Source organism: Glutamicibacter sp. (assembly GCF_050701915.1).
Classification (GTDB): Bacteria; Actinomycetota; Actinomycetes; order Actinomycetales; family Micrococcaceae; genus Glutamicibacter.
Map to the genome: position 1 here is coordinate 86209 of NZ_JBOGEG010000007.1, position 18419 is coordinate 104627.

Sequence of the window (18419 nt, forward strand, 5' to 3'; positions counted from 1 at the left end):
TCCGGGAATTCGGTCAAGTACTAGCCTAGCTGGCTCCAGGGATACCGTTGCCATCCAGCACTGGGCATAGAGCTCCCTTTTGACCCAGTACGTACTTGAATTCTGGACAGGCCCTCGCTGCAGGAAAGGAAGCGCATGCGATTGCCCTCGAGTGCCCCCATGCGCCAGAATCTGGCAGGATGTCCCTATGATCCACGCAGTAGTTTTCGACTTGGACGGAGTGATCCGGAATTTTCCCGAGTCCGCTACCGCTGACATTGAAATCGAATATGGGTTGAAATCGGGCACCTTGAATGCAGTGGCTTTCGACCCTGCTCTCTTAGAACTTCTGACTACAGGGAAAATATCCCGTTTGACATGGATCAAGGAGATTGGGCAGAGAGTTGGCTCAACAGAATCCGCCGACGCGTGGGGTCGCATAGAGCCCGTTGTAGATCACGATGTGCTGCAGCTAATCGACGATCTTCAACATGCAGGTATCACCACCGCAATTCTCACGAACGGCAACGACACCATTGACATCGAACTTGAGCGGCAGGGAATCGCCGCCCACGTCGCCCACGTATTCAATTCAGCAAAAATCGGTTATTCGAAGCCAGACCGACGAGCATTTCTGCATGTCATCGATGCTCTGCACCTACGTGCAAGCGAGATACTCTTTACCGACGATTCCGCTGCGAAGCTCCTCGGGGCTACCCGCCTCGGGATCCACACACATCACTTGGCTTCCGCTTCAGCTTTGAGGGCGATATTGACCGAGCGCGGAGATCTTTGACCGGATCGATAAACGTTTGGAATAACATCAAGGGGAGTGGCCCGAGGAAAGCGCCCTAGCTCTCGAACACTTCCCGATAAAGGTCCCAGAAATGGCCCATCGACCGCGGAGCCCCAAGCAGGACGGCCTCCAGATACATTAGATGCGTTTGCCATCCCGCCAGGTAATTTGAGACGTCAACGCTGAGTTTTGAGTGGCTCAGCGCAAGTTCAACTCCGATGTTGCTCGGCTGCAGAGTCAAACTAACCTTCGACGCAGATTCCTCCGGAAACTTCCAGGACATCAAGAGCGCGGATCCCGGTTCCACCTGTTCAATCCGGCTTTCGCAGATATAGTCTTCCGCATGCTCGATCTTCACAGTCGATCCCACGTCAAGGCTGCCAGCGACGTGCGTTCCCAGCCAGAGCGGCAATGCCTGACGATCAATCATCGTGTCCCAAAGACGGTTAGCCGACACATTGAAGGACCATCTAAGACCCACAGAACCCGCCGAAGCGTCAGCGAACTTTTGAATGAGTGGCATAGAAGGAGACTACTTCGATAAACGGGGGCAGCCAATAACAATAACTGGCCTGGAGCCCGCCGTGGGGAGTCGTGGATTTCCACTACTTTACATAATGTAGATTATCGGCTTATCGATAACATGGTCAAAAGTGGCCGTATTCGCACATTTACTCCGCAGATCTCTAAGGCCGTTCGTGATCTGCAGGTTGGTGCTTATCCTGCAAATCCAGCCGATGCCTCGCGAAGTCCAAGGTCTGCCGAATGAACTCTCGCGATCGTTCATCATGCATCGAGTAGATGACATGCCGCCCAGACTTCCTCGTTTGCAATACACCCGCAGCTCGCAGCTTGGACAGCAATTGGCTGGCGACCGTTGGGCTGACGCCAATTAGCTGAGCCAGATCAGACAGGGAAAGATCTTCCATGGACAATGCCCAGAGCATCTGGAGCCTTGCCGGATCGGACAAGGTCTTGAGTACGGTTACCGACATGTCCAAAAGATCACTGGAGACGATCCCGTCTTCAGTCGTTGGGACAATGAATTCGCTGGTCATCTCACGTGCTCCCTCTCCGCAATTCGCCCGTACTGGTGCAATTCAACCGTTTCGGCCCAGCTCCACGGGTGTGTCCATTATGGCCACGGATCAGGATAAAGCGATAGGTATGCTCGAAATTCACAAGGTCGGCCAGTGCTCAGAGCATTATTTGAAGCACTCCCCTAGTTAAATCATCCATCTAGATATAAACCTAATACCGCTTGACCAGTCATTTTGCAATCAGGGGCGCACTGCATGGTCACTTTGCCATCTGGAATGGTGGCGATTGCATCACAGAAGATTGGTCGCGTCACTGCTCAGTGGCAAAATTTAGATATGGCTAAACCGTTGCTACGCATTCCTCACGGGAATAAGTACGCTCTTCAGATCCGCGAAGCTCTCAAGCTGCAACATATCGAAGTTGACCCGGTGCAGAGCGATCTGATCGACCTTCTAGGACGTACTTTGCGTTCGACGTTTACGGCAAAGCACCCTGGTGTCTACATTTACGGTCCTCCAGGTCGTGGCAAAACCCTCATCATCAACACCCTGGTATCGGTGTTGCCAGAAACCACCACGGCGCGCCTCCATTTCCACGAGTTCTTCCAGCGCTTGAATTCCCCGATCAACCGCGTCCCCGGCCAGCCGTTGGGCGCGATCTTCTCGGAAGGGCTCGAGCGCGAACTAGCTGGCCTTGAGTTACTGGTCTTTGATGAGTTCCATTGCACCGAACCTGGCGATGCGATGTTCATGGCCAAGCTCATCCGGCATTGCACGGAACACGAGATCCAGCTGATCACTACGTCAAACTATGGCCCGGAGAAGCTGCTTGACGATGACACGTTCCATCACCTGGTTCAGCCAACTATTGACCGGATCCAACGGGACTTCACCATTTTTTCGCTGGATCATTCCGTGGACTACCGACGGCTCGCCACCGATACCGAGCAGGTTCTAGACGGGTATCGGAAAGGCACGCTAAACCTCTTCGAGGCACCAAGCGAAATGCCGGTTCACGATACGATGATCCAGATCGGCTACGACGAAATCGGGCCAGTGCATTTGAATGCGGATGAGATCTGGATCAGCTTCGAGCAGATCTGCCGAACCCGCCGCAACACTGCCGATTATCTAGATTTAGCAAGCCGGTATTCTTGCTGGCATGTAACCTGCATCCCAGCTAGTGCCACCATGCCGATGGATGAGGAACGCCGATTGGCGAATCTTATCGATATCCTCTACGACAAGAACGTAGAAGTTCATCTGTACGCCGCAGACAATCTGGGCAATCTTGGACACATGCTGCATGACACTGAGAAGGCCCGACTCACCTCGCGCTTGGCTCAACTTCAGCTCAACGAATACGAACGGACAAACGCCTCCCGATGAACACCGAGTACACCGCACAGGACATCGAGAACATCGTTCGAGAAGTCCTAGAGACTGCAGATGAGAACCTCATATTGCCTATTGTCCAACTAGGACATCCAGTTCTCCGCCAGCAGGCGGTGGCCTACGAGCACCAGCTGCCGCAGGAACTGCTCGAAGAACTCCTGGAAGCAATGCGCCAGACCATGTACGACGCACCTGGCGTGGGCCTCGCCGCCCCTCAGGTAGGTATCCCCCTGCAGATTGCCGTGCTCGAAGATCTCTATCCAATTCCGGAGGAAGCCGCCTCGCAACGAGAGCGTGAACCGCTGGAGTACTTCGAGATCTTCAACCCCGTTTATACCGCAACGACAGAGCGCGAGGCAGTCTTCTATGAAGGTTGCCTGTCCTTCGATGGATTCCAAGGCGTAGTTACCCGGCCCGCCGATATCACCGCCACCTTTAAGGACAGAGACGGCCAGGAAATAACCCGCGGGTTCTCCGGTTGGCAGGCCCGCATTGTCCAGCACGAAACTGACCATCTGTCGGGCACCGTCTATATCGACAAAGCCGTGACCCGCTCCTTGATCAACGAATCCGAACTGTGGCGCCATGAAAGCATGGACGTTGCAACTGCACAAAAGGTTCTGAAATTCTAATGTCCTCCGGCACCACGAACGTTACCTGCCCGGTCTGTGAACAACCCCTAGGCTACAAGGGCACCCGGGATAGGACCCTGAGTTGCGAAGCCGGGCACCGTTTCGACGCCGCCAAACAGGGTTACTTCAACTTCCTTACTGGCAAAGGAACGAACTTCCTCGAAGACACCTCGGCCATGGTCCAGGCACGCGATGCTTTTCAGTCCAAGGGATATTATGAGCCTCTGGCGCTGGCGCTGTCCGAGCTGATCAACAACCATCACGGTGGCCACTCGCTTGACGTGCTGGATGCGGGCGCAGGTACCGGCTATTACCTGGCGAAGATTCTAGAGAACTCCCCCGCTGCTGAACTTGATGCTTTGGCTCTGGACATCTCCCGCTATGCCATGCGTCGTGCCGCGAAGGTTCCAAGCACGCTCGCCGTGGTTTGGGATGTCTGGCGCAAATTGCCTACTGCCGACCGATCACGCGATGTAGTGCTCAACTGCTTCGCACCGCATAACCCGGCAGAGTTCCAACGTGTGCTGCGTGCCGGTGGATTATGCATTGTCGTGACCGGTGAACCAGATCATCTCAACGAAGTCGTCGAACCGCTGGGCATGCTCTCCGTGGCACAGGGCAAGCAAGCCGCCCTGGTGGAAAAATTTGCCGCTGAAGGACTTCGCCATGTCGAATCCAAGAATCTGTCATATCGGATGAACCTGAATGCCGACGATCTCTATAATCTTGCATTCATGGGTCCGTCCGGGCACCACCTCTCCCCCGAGCTCCTCCATCAGCAAGCCCTAGCACTGGGCACCCAGCCAGTAACAGCTTCCTTTGGAGTACACGCATTCGTCACGCGGGGCTAGAAGATACCCCAAAATGACTACACCTTTTATCTGCCTTCTACGGCAGAATGTAGGAAAGACCAGTTACGACTGGTCAGTGTCCTAACAGAATTTAGGTGAATGCCATGACAACAGCCGAATGGATCATCAGCAACGCTTGGGTGATCTGGCTGGCACTGTTCTTGCTGCTGGCGATCATCGAGATGCTTTCTCTTGATCTCTACTTCATCATGCTCGGCGTAGGGGCCCTTGGTGGTGTAGCGGTCGCACTGTTCAATGGACCCATGTGGTTGCAGGTCCTTGTTTTCTGCGTAATTTCATTGTTAATGATCTTCTTGGTTCGACCTATTGCGGTCAAACACTTACGGAAATCACCCGAGGGGTTCCGCACGAATATCGAGCGATTAATCGGTGCGGATGCACTTATTCTTGAACCGACCTCGCGCATGTCGGGTTCGGCCAAGATCCATGGAGAGATCTGGACCGCCCGTGCTGAATCGAGCGTTCCGACCATGAATCCCGGCACCTATGCCGTGGTTTCACGTATCGACGGGGCAACTGCATACCTGACCGCGAAGTCCCCTGACCCTGCAAACGGCTAACTAGCCTGACGCCCCCAAATTCATCACTACTGCACAAGGAAAGAGAGTACGAACCATGAAATCAGATGGTTTTGGCTTGACTATTGTGCTTGTCGTTCTGGCAATCTTCGTGATTGTCGTCCTGCTGCGCAGCGTGCGCATCGTGCCGCAGGCACGTGCTGGCATCGTTGAGCGCCTCGGCAAGTACAACCGAACCCTAAATCCCGGTCTGACGATCCTGATTCCCTTTGTGGATCGCTTGCTGCCGCTGCTGGACCTGCGTGAACAAGTTGTTTCCTTCCCGCCGCAGCCGGTTATTACCGAAGACAACCTGGTAGTTTCGATTGATACCGTGGTCTACTTCCAAATCACCGAGCCGCGTGCTGCGACGTACGAAATCGCTAACTACATCCAGGCCGTAGAACAGTTGACCACCACTACGCTTCGTAACGTCGTCGGTGGCCTGAATCTGGAAGAAGCCCTGACTAGCCGCGATCAGATCAACGGCCAGCTGCGTGGTGTACTTGACGAGGCAACCGGCAAGTGGGGCATCCGTGTTTCCCGTGTCGAGCTGAAGGCTATCGACCCACCGCTGTCCATCCAGGACTCGATGGAGAAGCAGATGCGCGCCGAGCGTGACCGCCGTGCAGCCATCCTGACCGCTGAGGGCACCAAGCAGTCCTCCATCCTGACCGCGGAAGGCGCCCGCCAGGCTTCCATCCTCGAAGCCGAGGGCGACGCTCAGGCAGCAATCTTGCGCGCTGACGGCGAGTCCCAGGCTATCCAGAAGGTCTTCGATGCAATTCACGCCGGCAAGCCGGACCACGAGTTGCTGGCCTACCAGTACCTGCAGACTCTGCCGAAGCTTGCCGAAGGCACTTCGAATACCCTGTGGGTCATTCCAAGCGAACTGACCGAAGCACTCAAGGGCATCGGCGGAGCGCTGGGCGGCACCGGATCGAGCAACAAGCCTGCAGCTCCGGAATCGCCATCGGCCCCAGGAAGCAACCTGTAGCAACAGCTGGTTTAGAACCGATTAGCCGTCTGCGGCGAGGTGCATACAATGCACCTCGCCGCAGACGCGTATAATGGATGTTTTGGCACCAAGAATTATCTTCACCTCTAGTCGGAGGGAATTATTTCCGGGTGCCAAACGTTGGTACGTGTAGCGAATTCTTCAATCATCGCGGAGGGAAAACATGAGCGATCGCAGCCTACGAGGCATGCGCCTGGGTGCACAGAGCATGGAATCTGAGGCAGGTGTGGAGCCGGCTGCCCGTCAGCGTGTGGAATACCGTACCGAAGAGGGCGAGACCGTCTTCGTCGTCTTTGCAGCCGAAGCTGAAATTCCAGCAACCTGGCACACCAAGACCGGTAAGGAAGCCAAGCTCGTCCACGGCGAAGCCAAGGCCGAAGAACCGGGCAATGAAAAGCCTGTCCGTACCCACTGGGACATGCTTCTTGAGCGCCGTTCCGAAGAAGAACTGGAAAAGACTCTGGCAGACCGCCTACAGCAGCTGCGCGCTGCGCGTGGGGAAACTGCCTAATCTCCCCCACGCACGGTTCCATGCTGTCTTAGCATGGCCGTAAGGGCTTAGTTGAGGGCTGGGTTTGATAACTGTTGGTTATCAAACCCAGCCCTCACTCTTTTACCTGGCTGTCCGGGGACTGATTGTCCATGCGCCGGCAGTAAGTGACATCGGTTGAAAAGGCGGCCTGTGCTGCACGGCTTCCTTCCTGCGGTCGGTGCACGAGCAGCATTCAAAGTTTGGACGCATATCTGGTACGTCAGGCTGCCAATTCAAATTCTTGCAAAGGTCTCGACGCTAAAGCTACCGCAAGCAATGATCGGGGCTACGCAATCGGTCCGGAAACGAACTCACCGCAAGGGTGCTCCCGATTGCCGCGGACACAGGGATATGGAATCACCAATGACATCGCTGGTGCCTCAAGCGTTCGGCAATTCTCGCCGAACTCGGTCCTGGCCCCCTTGCCAACGGAGATCAAGGTGAGCTGGACAGACTGTTCGGGCAGGACAGCATGCACGTTGTGCAAGTGCGCAGAAGGTCCTTGCCCGGGCCCTTCCCTCCTGAAACTGGATGAGGTGATTGCCGCAGAGTTCATGCCATTTGTACGAGCAGCCAACTGCCCATTGGTGACTTCATCGTCCAGCCCCTGCCTCATCACTGAACGCGCTTGGCCAAAGCCAGTGGTTTCTGCGGGTTCAAGAAGTGCACGAACTGCCACTTGTGGATCCTCGATCGAAATACGCCTACTTGTTCGCCATTTCGCTTTTGCCAGGTGGCTTGATCTCGGACGAGATCTTGTGCGCGAACCAAGTCACGCTCAGTATCTTCAACTGGGTCAAAGTACCTGCATAAAATAGTGCTGCTGTGGTCGGCGAGACTTAGCTGCTTCCTAAAAGCTATCTTCATCCTGCACAGTCCGCTTTTTGGGGCGGCGGGTTAGTTTGGATTTCGCTGCCTGCCCGAGACTTGATGATGAATCCCGGTTTAAGCGAACTGGCGTGCAACGATTGATCGTTGCACGCCAGTTCGCATAAACCCTGGTATTACTTCTTGGAAGTCAGCTTCTTCCACCGGGCGCCCAGGCCCCAGCGGGTGACATTCCACATTGCTTCGAAAACAATGTTGCCGCTCATCTTCGACGCGCCCAGTTCGCGCTCTACGAAGGTCACGGGAACTTCAACGATCGTCTTGCGCAGCATGGCCACGCGGAAGGTCATGTCCACCTGGAAGCCGTAGCCGCGCGACTCAACGGCGTCGAAATCGATAGCTTCCAGGGTTTCGCGCTTGAAGGCACGGTAGCCTGCGGTGATGTCGCGCAGAGGCAAGCCCAGCATGGTGCGCGAGTAGAAGCTGCCGCCGCGGGAGATGATCTTGCGCAGCATTGGCCAGTTCACGACTTCGCCGCCCTTGACCCAACGCGAACCGATCACGAGATCGGCGCCCGCGGCGCTGGCATCCAAAAGGCGTGGAAGCTGCTCTGGCATATGCGATCCATCGGCATCCATCTCTACGAGAACGTCGTAGTCGCGAGCCAACGCCCACTCGAAACCTGCGATGTAGGCGGCTCCCAGGCCTTCCTTGCCGGTACGGTGCAATACGTGGATGTTCGAGTCCTCAGCAGCCATCTTGTCTGCTAGTTCTCCGGTGCCGTCAGGCGAGTTATCATCGACGATCAATACATCCGAGTCAGGAACTGCGGTACGCAAGCGTCCTACGGTCAGCGGGAGCGACTCCAGTTCGTTGTAAGTCGGAATGATTGTAATGACGCGCACGCGGCGGCACCTTTCTTGGTATACAACACAAAGCTTCTTGCCTGCTCGGCTTCGACTGCATGGCTTCTGCAGGATTCCGGGCCGAAAAGAGTTAATCCAAACTCAAAGTATAGTCATCATTTACCAGCCAGCGAGCTGGAGACACCGTGTTAACGAACGATCCTCAGTGACTTCGGCCCTATTCTCCACGTCAAAAGGCACAGAGAATGTTATCTAAGGTCACTGAGGATCGTTGTTTAAATTGCGTAGTTTCCAACGCAATGCATGTGCATCTCGAAGAGGCGCTTAGACCAGCCTAGTGGGTACCCCACCTAGGCTGTCAACCATCAAATGACTTCACTCTTTACCTAGACACCACTAGTCAGGGCAAAATTCGTGAAATTATTCTGCTTATTGAGCAACTGTTTCGCTTTAAGCCGATTCACTTGGCTCAAGGGTATTGAAAAGCGTGATTCCAGCGCGTACTGTACGCAGGCACTGCGGAATTTCCTCATCAACCACCGGAAGCATCGGAGTTCCAGCTCGGGCATCGGTACTCCACGAGCTGATTCGGACGTCCGGAGTTTGCACAGCAAGTTCAGAGGCAGTCCACACTGCGAAAGTCGCCGGTGCGCCGATCACGAGCTGCCCAGCGAATGGGTTCATCTCGCCCATGGCACGATAGGTGGATCGGGTCTGAGCCAGGAAGGCCGCACGCGCCGAGATGCGAGCCTCCGCATTTGCCATGTTCATGCCGGCACGAATAACCTGCCAGCCATCAACCTCGGTTACCGGAGCATCAGAGCCAAGCACCATTGGCACACCAGCCGAAAGCATGGCAGAGAGGTTGTTCATCGAAGCTGCGCGCTCCCCCAGGCGCTGCGCGTACATGCCGTTCGAGCCGCCCCATGCCTGGTCGAAGACCGGCTGCATCGAAACCATGATGGCGTACTGCAGCAAGCGGGCTCGCGAGGCTTCATCAACCATTTCAACATGCTCCAGACGGTGCCGGCACACCTGCAGCTTAGCTACCCCAATCTGCTCAGCAGCCAGGTCAAAACCTGCCAACACCTCGTCCAGGGCGCCGTCACCGATCACATGGAACGAGGCCTGGATCCCCCGGGAACTGCAAGCGACCAGGTGGTCCGCAATTTCGTCGCGCTTCAGATACAAGGTGCCGCGTTCTCCCGGCTGATCGCTGTAGTCTTCGCGCAGGTACGCCGTGTGGCTGCCCAGGGAACCATCCACGCGAAGGTCGCCACCCAAGCCCAACATCTTTCCCGTTGGGAAGGACGCGACCAGTTCCTGGGCGATGTCTGCATCGCTAACCAGTTCGCCCCAGTAGGCATAGACTTGCGGCAGTTCAGGGTTGTCGATGGCCAGCAACTGCTCCAGTGCCTCTCGGCCCTCAATATGCGGGGCCGCCATCTCTACGACGCTGGCGAAACCACGCGAGGCATAGTGCTCTAGTGCCAGGCGCTGGTATTCCTGTTCGGCCTTCTGCGCGCTGGTGAGCGCTTCACGCACTGCGTCGTGATCCGCACCCGAAATGATGCCAGCGGCGAGGTGCCCCAAGTCCAGCAGATCCAGCAGTTCCCGATTGACCAGGGCACTGTGCGCATCGCGACGCGCCAAGTAGTAGCCGCGGCCTTCTGCGGCACTGGTCAGGTCGGTTTCCTCGGGCAGTTGCTGGTTAGTCCAATCCGAGTTGTCCCACCCCTGAGCCAGAACCAGCTTGGTCGACTTCTGCGCCTGCTCGGCGACGAGGGAAAGCAGTGACGAACCCGAGGTTGCTGCACCCAAATCGGCTCCCGAAAGGGTACGGCCCAAGGCGGCAAGGTGCGTGTGGGATTCAACGAACGCCGGGGTGACCAAACCGCCCTTGAGGTCGACCACTTCGTCGACGGCGGACGCGTGGCGCTCAGCTGCGTCCTCACCGCCCAACCACGAAATGGTGTCGCCGTCCACCACCATTGCGGTCGCAAATGGATCGGCCGCCGAATAGATGGACCCGTTTCGGTAGAGTGTTTTTGCCATCAGCGTCTCCCTTTTCTCGTGCACTGACTAATAAGTTTTTTCCGCTGGACCTGCTGGCTAATCCAGCACGTTCGAGTAGGCCACGACGCCGCGCTTGACTTGGTCTACTGCCTTGTAGGCATTGCGAACCAGCAATGGCGGAAGGTCTGTATTCTTTGCGAACTGGTCCAAGGTATCGATAACCTGCTTGGCCCAGCGCACGAAGTCACCCGGCGCCAGATCGGTACCGCGCAGCGCGCTGTTCAGGCTCGATCCACGGGCCCACTTGTACATTGGCCAAATCAAACCGGATTCGGGTGGAGCAGTCGGGTCAAGGCTCAAGGCCTCTTCAGCATCAGAGAGCTCGCCCCAAATCTTGATGGTGCTATTCCAGATGTCATCAATCTTGCCCGTTGGCATCTTCGGATCGGCACGATCCCCATCGCGGCGTGCCTGGTAGACCAGGCTGGCGACAACCGCGCACAGTTCTTCTGCATTGAGCTGGGTAAGCTTGCCGGTCTCCAGGATCTGGCTGGTGAGCAGATCGCGGTCGCCATAGATGCGGCGCAGTCGACGGCCGGAGTCGGTCAGCGCGAAATCTTCGCCCCCATTGGTTGCAACGAGGTATTCGAACTGCTCCAGCACTTTGCAGACCTTGTCGAACTGCGTGGCAATGGTATTGGTTCGCCCGCGGATGGCGCGACGAGCCTTATCCGTGTCCTTCTTCAGCTTCCAGTACCTGTCGGCCCAGCGCATGTGCTGGTCCTTCTCCGAGCAGGCGTGGCAAGGATGGTCCTTGAGTTCCAGGCGCAACGCGTTAATTTCGCGCTCGAAAGAATCCGAACCTTCAAAATCAAAGCTCTGGGCGTCCTGGCGTGGAGGACGCGACTCGTCAATCGCGTTGCGCAAGGATGAAGCCAGGTCCCGGCGCTCCTTCGGTGTGCGCCCGTTGAAACCCTTGGGGATCTTGATCCGCGAAATGATCTGCACTGGGCCGTTGAGGTCTTCCACGGAGAGCCGGCGAAGCTGCGCTTCTTCGGTCAGCACGGTATGGCGTGGGTTGTACATCGCCTTGTCAAGTTCGACGACCACGGCACGACCGAAGCGGCGGCCACCGGGAAGGTCCACCACATCGCCGCGGATCACGGCCTGCAGGGACTGCTCGGCTGCCGAACGGCGCTCGTGGCGGCGGTCCTTTGCAGCATTCTTCTCGACCTGGGCCAGGTTTCGTTGCAGTTTCAGGTACTCGGTGAAATCTCCGAGATGGCATTCCATCGACTTGGCGTAGCCGGCCAGGGATTCTTCCTTGGAACGCACCTGGCGCGCCATGCCCACCACGGAACGGTCCGCCTGGTACTGCGCAAAGGAGGTCTCGAGGATTTGCCGGGTCTGCTCACGGCCAAACTGTGCCAACAAGTTGGTGGACATGTTGTAGGTCGGACGGAAAGAGGAATTCAGCGGATAGGTACGCTTCGAAGCGAGTCCTGCCAAGGATTCCGGCTCCAGGTCGGGGTTCCAGACGACAATTGAATGACCTTCAATGTCAATGCCGCGACGCCCGGCACGGCCGGTGAGCTGGGTGTACTCCCCCGAAGAGATCTGCACGTGGGATTCGCCGTTGAATTTCACCAGTTTTTCCAGCACGACCGAACGTGCTGGCATGTTCACGCCCAGTGCCAGGGTTTCGGTTGCGAACACCACCTTGATCAGGTTTCGCGCAAAGAGGTCTTCAACGATTTCCTTGAAGATCGGAAGCAAGCCTGCGTGGTGGGAAGCGAAGCCGCGAACTAGCCCATCGCGCCAAGACCAGAATTCGAGGACGTCCAGGTCTTCGCTGGGGATTCGGTACGCGACTTCATCCAGCGCCTGCGCGATCTCGGCGGCTTCTTCATTGGTCGTCAGGCGCAGGTCAGCCATGGCGCACTGCTGGACGGCCATATCGCAGCCCTTGCGGGAGAAAATGAAGAAAATAGCTGGCAGCAGAGCGGCACGGTCGAGCTTGCCGATAACCGCTGGACGGTTGATGCGATGGCCCATGCCGGAGCTGCGCTGGGGACCGCGTCCACCGCGCCCCCGTCCGCGCTGCACGCGACCGCCGGGGCTCTGGGAGCGTACGAGTTTTCGCAGCTCAGGATTAACCGAGGCCTTTGAATCGTCTTCCGCAACCTTGTCGAAGGCCACGTCTTCGGCAAATAGATCTACCACGTTAGGGCCGACCATTACGTGCTGGAAAAGTGGCACCGGACGATGCTCGGAGACAATGACGTCGGTCTGGCCTCGGACGGTATCCAGCCAGCCACCGAATTCCTCGGCGTTGGACACGGTAGCCGAGAGTGAAATGATCTGCACGTTGGACGGCAGATGGATGATGACTTCTTCCCATACGGCACCACGGAATTTATCGGCGAGGTAGTGAACCTCATCCATGATCACGTAGCCCAACCCGTCGAGGGTTTGGGAGTCCGCGTACAGCATATTGCGCAGCACTTCGGTAGTCATCACGACGATCTGTGCTTCGGAGTTGATCGAGGTGTCGCCGGTCAGCAACCCGACCTTCTGCGCTCCATAGCGATTGACCAGTTCCGAATACTTCTGGTTGCTCAGCGCCTTGATCGGCGTGGTGTAGAAAGCCTTGCGGTTCTCGCCTAGAGCCTGGTAGATGGCGTATTCGCCAACTACAGTTTTTCCGGCGCCGGTGGGTGCAGCGACCAGTACGCTGTGCCCTTCTGCGACTTTCTGGCAAGCTTCGGCCTGGAATGGATCCAGGTCGAAGGAGATGCTTGCTCGGAATTCAGGAAGTGCAGTGCCGTTTTCGACCTGCCGTGCCTTGGAATTCGCGTAGCGTTCCGCGGGTGAAGTCACTTGTGGTCGTTCACTTTCTTGCCCTGATTCAGAGCTGGGATTTTGGTTCGTCAATCGAGCTAGGGGTTTCAATGCCAGAGGATTCACCGGCTGCCAGGCGTTCATTCTCGGCTTCCTGTGCCGCCAGCTTCTTTGCGCGCTTCTTGTCGTTGAAGTGGCAGATCAAGGTAGCAAGGGCGAAGGTGAGGAACAACGGTCCAGCCAACGCGAACATGGTGATTGCATCGCCGCCTGGTGCTGCCATAGCGGCAACCAGGGCAATGAGGAAGACGGTGATACGCCAGTTCTTCAAGATGAGCTTGGCTGGCAGGATGCCGACCATGTTCAGGCCAACCATCAATACCGGTACCAGCATGGCCAAGCCGAATGCCAGTAGCAGGCGGAAGATAAACGGTAGGTACTCGGAAATGTTCAGTAGGTTATCCGAGTTCTCCGGCGACAGGCTAATGAAGAATTCCAGCGCGAACGGGAGAACGAAGTAGGCCATCGCCACGCCGCCAAGGAACAGCGGCACCGCGGCTGCTACGAAGCTGTAGCTCAATCGGCGCTCGTTCTTTTTCAGTCCCGGGACGATAAATGCCCACAGCTGGTAGAGCCACACCGGTGAGGAAACGATCAGTCCGACGAATAGCGCGACCTTGATCATGATGTCGAAGGGTGACATCACCGCGGTGAATACTACCGAGCCGCCTGCAGCCTTCACCGGTGCGATCAGCAAGGCAAGCAGCCAGTCGTAAACGAAGAAACCGGCTACCGTACCCAAGGTCAGCGCAATGAGCGACTTGAATAACCGGTTGCGTGCTTCAATCAGATGCTCTTTGAGAGCCATCCGACCTTCATCGTCCTTGACCCGCTTCTTCTTGCTGCGCGGGTTCTTGTCTTTATTTGTTGCCACTGAAGAGGTCTACGAGTTGTTCTTTTCGTTGGGGTTCGGTTCATTGATGGTGCCATCAACGGTTTCAGATTTAGGATCATCGTCCTTCATCTGGCGAACCTCGGACTTGAAGATACGCAGCGACTGACCCATCGAGCGAGCCAAGCCTGGAAGCTTTGGAGCGCCGAATAGCAGCAGTGCAAGCACGATAATGATGACCAAATGCCATCCCTGTAAGCCACCCATGTGGATTCCCTTCTCTCTTTCTAAAGTCTACGTCAGAACAGGCGAAGATCGCGCATGTTCTGAGCCTGGCCGCGCTGTGCGCGACGTGCGACGCGGCGAACTCGACGCGCCTCGATTCTTTCGGCTTTGCCCTTATGGCGAAGCTTTTTGATCTTCTCCGGGTCCGCATGCGTGGCATCGGTTCCGTGCGGGTAGCGACGAGGGTTCGCAGCGTACTCAACGACGGTGCCCTCCTGGCTTAAACCGTCGCTGATGTGATCGGCAGCGTCGCCTAGGCCCTCGACGACAGCCATTCCCCGTTTGAACAAACGGAAGCCGGCAATTGCCGCAACGAGTACTGTCGCCAAAATGAGCACAGTCCACAAAAGTACCCAGAACCACCAAGGAAGCATCTATTAATCCTCATACATTGCGATAGCCTCGTCCAACCAATTCACTACATGTTCGCGCGTAGCGTCAGGAGAGACCACAGTCAGTTTACCGCTATGGCGAGCCACTAGCGGCGCAGCTACTTGGTGATCCGAGAACCGGACATTGGCCAGATACCCCGTACCGACCTTTCCCGTGGACCAGGAAAGAGGATGGAAAGCTTCGATAACCGGCAAGATCTCGGCGTCAACATAGACCATGACCTCCAAGTCGTCGTCGCTGGACTCATACCGAATCTGGACATCTTGCTGGTCTTCATGCCGAGCCGCCAACTCGAATTGTTCACCGACAGTTTCCACACTTAACATCCGGTCCACCCGGAAGGTTAATAAGCTTTGGCGCTTTCGGCACCAAGCCCGCAGGTACTGCACCGCTCCGTCTTCAATGAGTCGGATCGGTTCCGCATCGCGAATCTGGTGAGTACGCGAACTGGCCGAGTAGTAATCGATGCGCACAACGTCTTGGGAACGAATCGCCTGAATCAGCTGCTGCGGAATATCGTTCTCGCGCGCCTTGGACAGCGCGAAGCCCAGCGCCCCGCTCCAGCCATCAAAGCGGGCCACAGCGGAATTGATCTTGGCCAGTGCGGCGTCGAGCACCTGCCGGTGCTCGAACTCGGGAATGCTCGCCAGGGCGTTGAGCCCGCCGAGCACGGCTACTGCTTCCAGCGGTGCCAGCTTCTGCGGCTCAGCCAGCAGTGCTGCATTGGAGATCGTGACGGTATCGGATTCAACGTCGCCGTCGTTGACGTTGATCAGCTCATCGTGCTGGCCGTACGGGACACCGCACATCATGATCATGGCCAGCTCTTCACGGACCTTGGCAACGCTCATGGAGTAGCGTTCTGCCAGCGCCTCAATTTCTACGACACCATGGGCGTGCACATACTGGATCATGTCGATATTGCGCATGACCTGAGTCGTGGTGGTGCCGCGGCCGGTGGCGCGATGCGGACGGAACTTCACATCAGCATAGGCATCCTGATGGTCCTGGTCGGTCTGGGAGCTGCGCGCGCCGCTGAGAATCCGACGCACCTGGGCCACCAGTTCGGTGGGCCCCAGGACTTTCACCGCCGGACCATAGGCGGCCAACTGCTGGGCGAATGAATGCGGATCCGCATAGCCGATCTGCAGCTCATCCTGGTCGCTGCGTCCATTCACTGCCTGGGCGCGCAGCGGGATTGCTTCATCGCCCAGGAGCCGTACCGTTGCCATCAGTCCCGGATTCTGCAGGTCGAAGTCCTGCAATACCTGGGTCATGTCGAAATCTTTGGGGCGAGCATGGTACTGCCCGTCGGCGATAGCGCCACTGTGCCGGTAATTGGTGAACTTGCCCTGCACTCGCGAGAGGCGGAAGACGCGGGTGTCTTTTCGCGTGCGGTCGTAGCCGGTGAAGTACCAGTTGCCGTAGCGCTGCCCAATCCCCCACACATCAACTATGCGGTCGCTGCGCGCGCCGTTCGAGGAGGTATACGCGAACTTCAGCGTGTTGCGGTTGAAGACCGCGAGGGCACATTCACGGAAGTTCGGTTCATCCATGGATAGGCGCGGAACCAGTGAGCCGGCCAACGGCGCGACCGGAGAGCCGTCGCCATCATGGCCAGTGACTCGGGCCGCGGCGTTGAGCCCCAATGACTGCAACTTGGTGTCTTTCCAAAGGCTCGCGGCCAATGCAACCAGGCCAGCTTCTGCGGGGCTGAATTCCACCGGCGGCAAGAACCAATCGGTCGTGTCGATGCTGTAGTAGGTGACATCGTCGATCACTTCCTTGTTCAGCTGCAGCCCGAAGTCATTGCGGATATCATCTTTGAGTCGATCCAGTGCCTTCTCGCGGGTCTCCTTGCTACCGTCTGGCACCAAATAGGATCCAATGCGATCGGCGTTGAACTTCCGTGATTTAGTTGCCAGCGCGTAGATGAGGCTGGTCAGGCGTTCTGCCTTGCTGGGTCCCGAGGATTGCTTTGTGCTCACGTGCCTACACTAACCAATTTTCGCCTGCAAGGATGACTTTTAAGACAGCAATGGCCCCGATTGTTTAATCGAGGCCACTGCCAGCACTTGGAATTACTTGGTGCCCATCAGGTCAACAACGAAAATCAGTGCTTCGTTAGGGGCGATGGCGCCTGGTGCGCCACGCTCGCCGTAGGCCAGGTGCGATGGGATATCCAGACGGCGACGTCCGCCGACCTTCATGCCCACCAGGCCCTGGTCCCAACCCTGGATAACCATCCCGACACCCACTGGGAAGTCGAGGGTCTGCCCACGGCCCCAGGAAGAGTCGAACTCTTCGCCGGTGGACCAGGCGACACCCACATAGTGCGCTTCAACGGTGGTGCCTGGGGTGACCTCAGCGCCGGTGCCCTCGACCAGGTCGGTGATGACCAGTTCTTCAGGAGCGTCGGTGCCCGGGAAATCGATCTCCGGCTTGGTGCGGTCGTAGTTGCGTTCTCCGAACGACATAGTCACGGCCTTTCTGTTACTTGCTTTCGCTTACCTTGTCTAATTCTACGTAGAAGACCAGTGGTCCTGCAGGACGCCCCTGGGCTTCAGCGGTGTCGCCGTAGGCCAAGTCCGTCGGGATCGTCAGCAAGACCTTGCTGCCTTCCTTCAGGCCCTGGAAGCCCTGCAGCCAGCCCTGGATCACTCCGCCGGCCATATCGGCTTCGAAGCCTTCTTCGTTGCCGAAGTTGCCGTCGAACTTCTTGCCGTCTTCCCAACGCACGCCGTGGTAGTGGGCAGTGACCTTGGACGCTTCGCCAACGGCTGGTCCATCTCCTTCTTCAAGGACATCCACTGCCAAGCCTGCTGGGGCTTCGGTGTCCTTGGGGATGGTGATCTTTGGATCGCCCTTGCCTGTCTTCACGGTGGGGAGCTTGCCATCGTCCTTGAGCTGCTGGACTTCATCCTTGCCCAGCGTCTGGCTTGGGCTCTTGGAGTCCGCAATCTTGATCACGATCAGCCGTTCGGCACGCGAGCCTTCGGCCGGTTCGGCAACGGAACCGTCGGGCTGCTGCACGCCTTCGATGGCTGCGTAGGCGATCCAGTCGCCAATCTGGGACTTCAGCAGGGTTTCGTAAAGCTCGGGCATCTGCCCCTTGAGCGTCGCGTCAACCTTCATGGGAGCCGGATCAGCCGTGAAATTCTCGTTGGTCAGCAGGCCGTCGATGGTTTTGTACAGTCCCGACTGGATCTGGATGGTGTCGCCTTCCTTGATATCGGAACCCTCACCCTCCACCACGGTGACAGCTTCTGCCTTTTCAGTCAGGAGCGGCGCATCGAATTCGACCTCTGGTGCGGTCTTGTTATCTGTTGCTGGCTTGACGTCGATGTCGCTCAGGGATGACGAACCCGAACCGCAGGACGCCAGGGCAAGGATGGACGCGGTGGCGCATACTGCCAAAACTTTTCGCACGAATCTTCTTTCCGGTTGGACTAGTTGGTCTTGCATTGCGGGCTTGCC

The 18419-nt window shown here is 57.1% G+C and carries 18 protein-coding genes; 7 read left to right on the forward strand and 11 right to left on the reverse strand.

Going from position 1 to position 18419, the window contains the following annotated elements; all coding sequences use genetic code 11:
• Positions 1-187 precede the first annotated feature (187 nt).
• Positions 188-775, forward strand: coding sequence for an HAD-IA family hydrolase (locus ACRDT3_RS07065; protein ID WP_431492302.1), 588 nt, complete (start codon positions 188-190; stop codon positions 773-775).
• Between the two features lie 55 nt (positions 776-830).
• On the opposite strand, the gene ACRDT3_RS07070 is transcribed toward ACRDT3_RS07065, so the two are convergent.
• Together ACRDT3_RS07070 and ACRDT3_RS07075 are read right to left on the reverse strand one after the other, a co-directional pair.
• Positions 831-1298 (reverse strand): SRPBCC domain-containing protein, encoded by a 468-nt coding sequence (locus tag ACRDT3_RS07070; protein ID WP_431492303.1) that lies wholly within the window; start codon positions 1296-1298, stop codon positions 831-833.
• A gap of 163 nt (positions 1299-1461) precedes the next feature.
• Positions 1462-1833, reverse strand: a complete 372-nt coding sequence (locus tag ACRDT3_RS07075) for an ArsR/SmtB family transcription factor (protein ID WP_431492304.1) — start codon at positions 1831-1833, stop codon at positions 1462-1464.
• Between the two features lie 237 nt (positions 1834-2070).
• On the opposite strand from ACRDT3_RS07075, the gene zapE reads away from it, so the two are divergent.
• The 6 genes from zapE to ACRDT3_RS07105 all read left to right on the forward strand — a co-directional run bounded on the left by zapE (position 2071) and on the right by ACRDT3_RS07105 (position 6800).
• On the forward strand, positions 2071-3204 hold the full coding sequence (zapE, locus tag ACRDT3_RS07080; RefSeq protein WP_431492305.1) for a cell division protein ZapE: 1134 nt from the start codon (positions 2071-2073) through the stop codon (positions 3202-3204).
• Positions 3201-3842 (forward strand): peptide deformylase, encoded by a 642-nt coding sequence (gene def / locus ACRDT3_RS07085; RefSeq protein ID WP_431492306.1) that lies wholly within the window; start codon positions 3201-3203, stop codon positions 3840-3842. Before zapE ends, def begins: the two co-directional genes overlap by 4 nt.
• Positions 3842-4693 carry a putative RNA methyltransferase gene (locus tag ACRDT3_RS07090; RefSeq protein WP_431492307.1) on the forward strand — a complete coding sequence of 284 codons (852 nt, stop codon included), beginning with the start codon at positions 3842-3844 and terminating at the stop codon, positions 4691-4693. The genes def and ACRDT3_RS07090 overlap by 1 nt, the downstream gene beginning before the upstream one ends.
• A 104-nt stretch (positions 4694-4797) precedes the next feature.
• Positions 4798-5274: an NfeD family protein gene (locus ACRDT3_RS07095; RefSeq protein WP_431492308.1), complete on the forward strand. Its 477-nt coding sequence runs from the start codon at positions 4798-4800 to the stop codon at positions 5272-5274.
• A gap of 55 nt (positions 5275-5329) precedes the next feature.
• The gene (locus ACRDT3_RS07100) at positions 5330-6268 is read left to right on the forward strand and encodes an SPFH domain-containing protein (protein WP_431492309.1); all 939 of its coding nucleotides are present in this window, start codon (positions 5330-5332) and stop codon (positions 6266-6268) included.
• A 184-nt stretch (positions 6269-6452) separates the two neighbouring features.
• Positions 6453-6800: an RNA polymerase-binding protein RbpA gene (locus ACRDT3_RS07105; RefSeq protein WP_105657848.1), complete on the forward strand. Its 348-nt coding sequence runs from the start codon at positions 6453-6455 to the stop codon at positions 6798-6800.
• A gap of 1025 nt (positions 6801-7825) precedes the next feature.
• On the opposite strand, the gene ACRDT3_RS07110 is transcribed toward ACRDT3_RS07105, so the two are convergent.
• The 9 genes from ACRDT3_RS07110 to ACRDT3_RS07150 form a co-directional block, all read right to left on the reverse strand.
• Positions 7826-8554 (reverse strand): polyprenol monophosphomannose synthase, encoded by a 729-nt coding sequence (locus ACRDT3_RS07110; protein ID WP_431492310.1) that lies wholly within the window; start codon positions 8552-8554, stop codon positions 7826-7828.
• A 411-nt stretch (positions 8555-8965) separates the two neighbouring features.
• Entirely contained in the window at positions 8966-10570 is a 1605-nt protein-coding gene (locus ACRDT3_RS07115; RefSeq protein WP_431492311.1) for an amidohydrolase, read from the reverse strand.
• Between the two features lie 57 nt (positions 10571-10627).
• Positions 10628-13411 (reverse strand): DEAD/DEAH box helicase, encoded by a 2784-nt coding sequence (locus ACRDT3_RS07120; RefSeq protein WP_431492312.1) that lies wholly within the window; start codon positions 13409-13411, stop codon positions 10628-10630.
• Positions 13412-13439: 28 nt separating this feature from the next.
• Positions 13440-14306 carry a twin-arginine translocase subunit TatC gene (gene tatC, locus ACRDT3_RS07125; RefSeq protein WP_431492313.1) on the reverse strand — a complete coding sequence of 289 codons (867 nt, stop codon included), beginning with the start codon at positions 14304-14306 and terminating at the stop codon, positions 13440-13442.
• 9 nt (positions 14307-14315) lie between these two features.
• Positions 14316-14531 (reverse strand): Sec-independent protein translocase subunit TatA, encoded by a 216-nt coding sequence (gene tatA / locus ACRDT3_RS07130; protein ID WP_431492314.1) that lies wholly within the window; start codon positions 14529-14531, stop codon positions 14316-14318.
• Positions 14532-14563: 32 nt separating this feature from the next.
• Positions 14564-14923 (reverse strand): hypothetical protein, encoded by a 360-nt coding sequence (locus ACRDT3_RS07135; protein WP_431492315.1) that lies wholly within the window; start codon positions 14921-14923, stop codon positions 14564-14566.
• A gap of 3 nt (positions 14924-14926) precedes the next feature.
• Positions 14927-16930, reverse strand: coding sequence for a helix-turn-helix transcriptional regulator (locus tag ACRDT3_RS07140; protein ID WP_431492316.1), 2004 nt, complete (start codon positions 16928-16930; stop codon positions 14927-14929).
• Between the two features lie 93 nt (positions 16931-17023).
• Entirely contained in the window at positions 17024-17419 is a 396-nt protein-coding gene (locus tag ACRDT3_RS07145; protein WP_431492317.1) for an FKBP-type peptidyl-prolyl cis-trans isomerase, read from the reverse strand.
• Between the two features lie 16 nt (positions 17420-17435).
• Positions 17436-18371 carry an FKBP-type peptidyl-prolyl cis-trans isomerase gene (locus ACRDT3_RS07150; protein ID WP_431492318.1) on the reverse strand — a complete coding sequence of 312 codons (936 nt, stop codon included), beginning with the start codon at positions 18369-18371 and terminating at the stop codon, positions 17436-17438.
• Positions 18372-18419 lie beyond the last annotated feature (48 nt).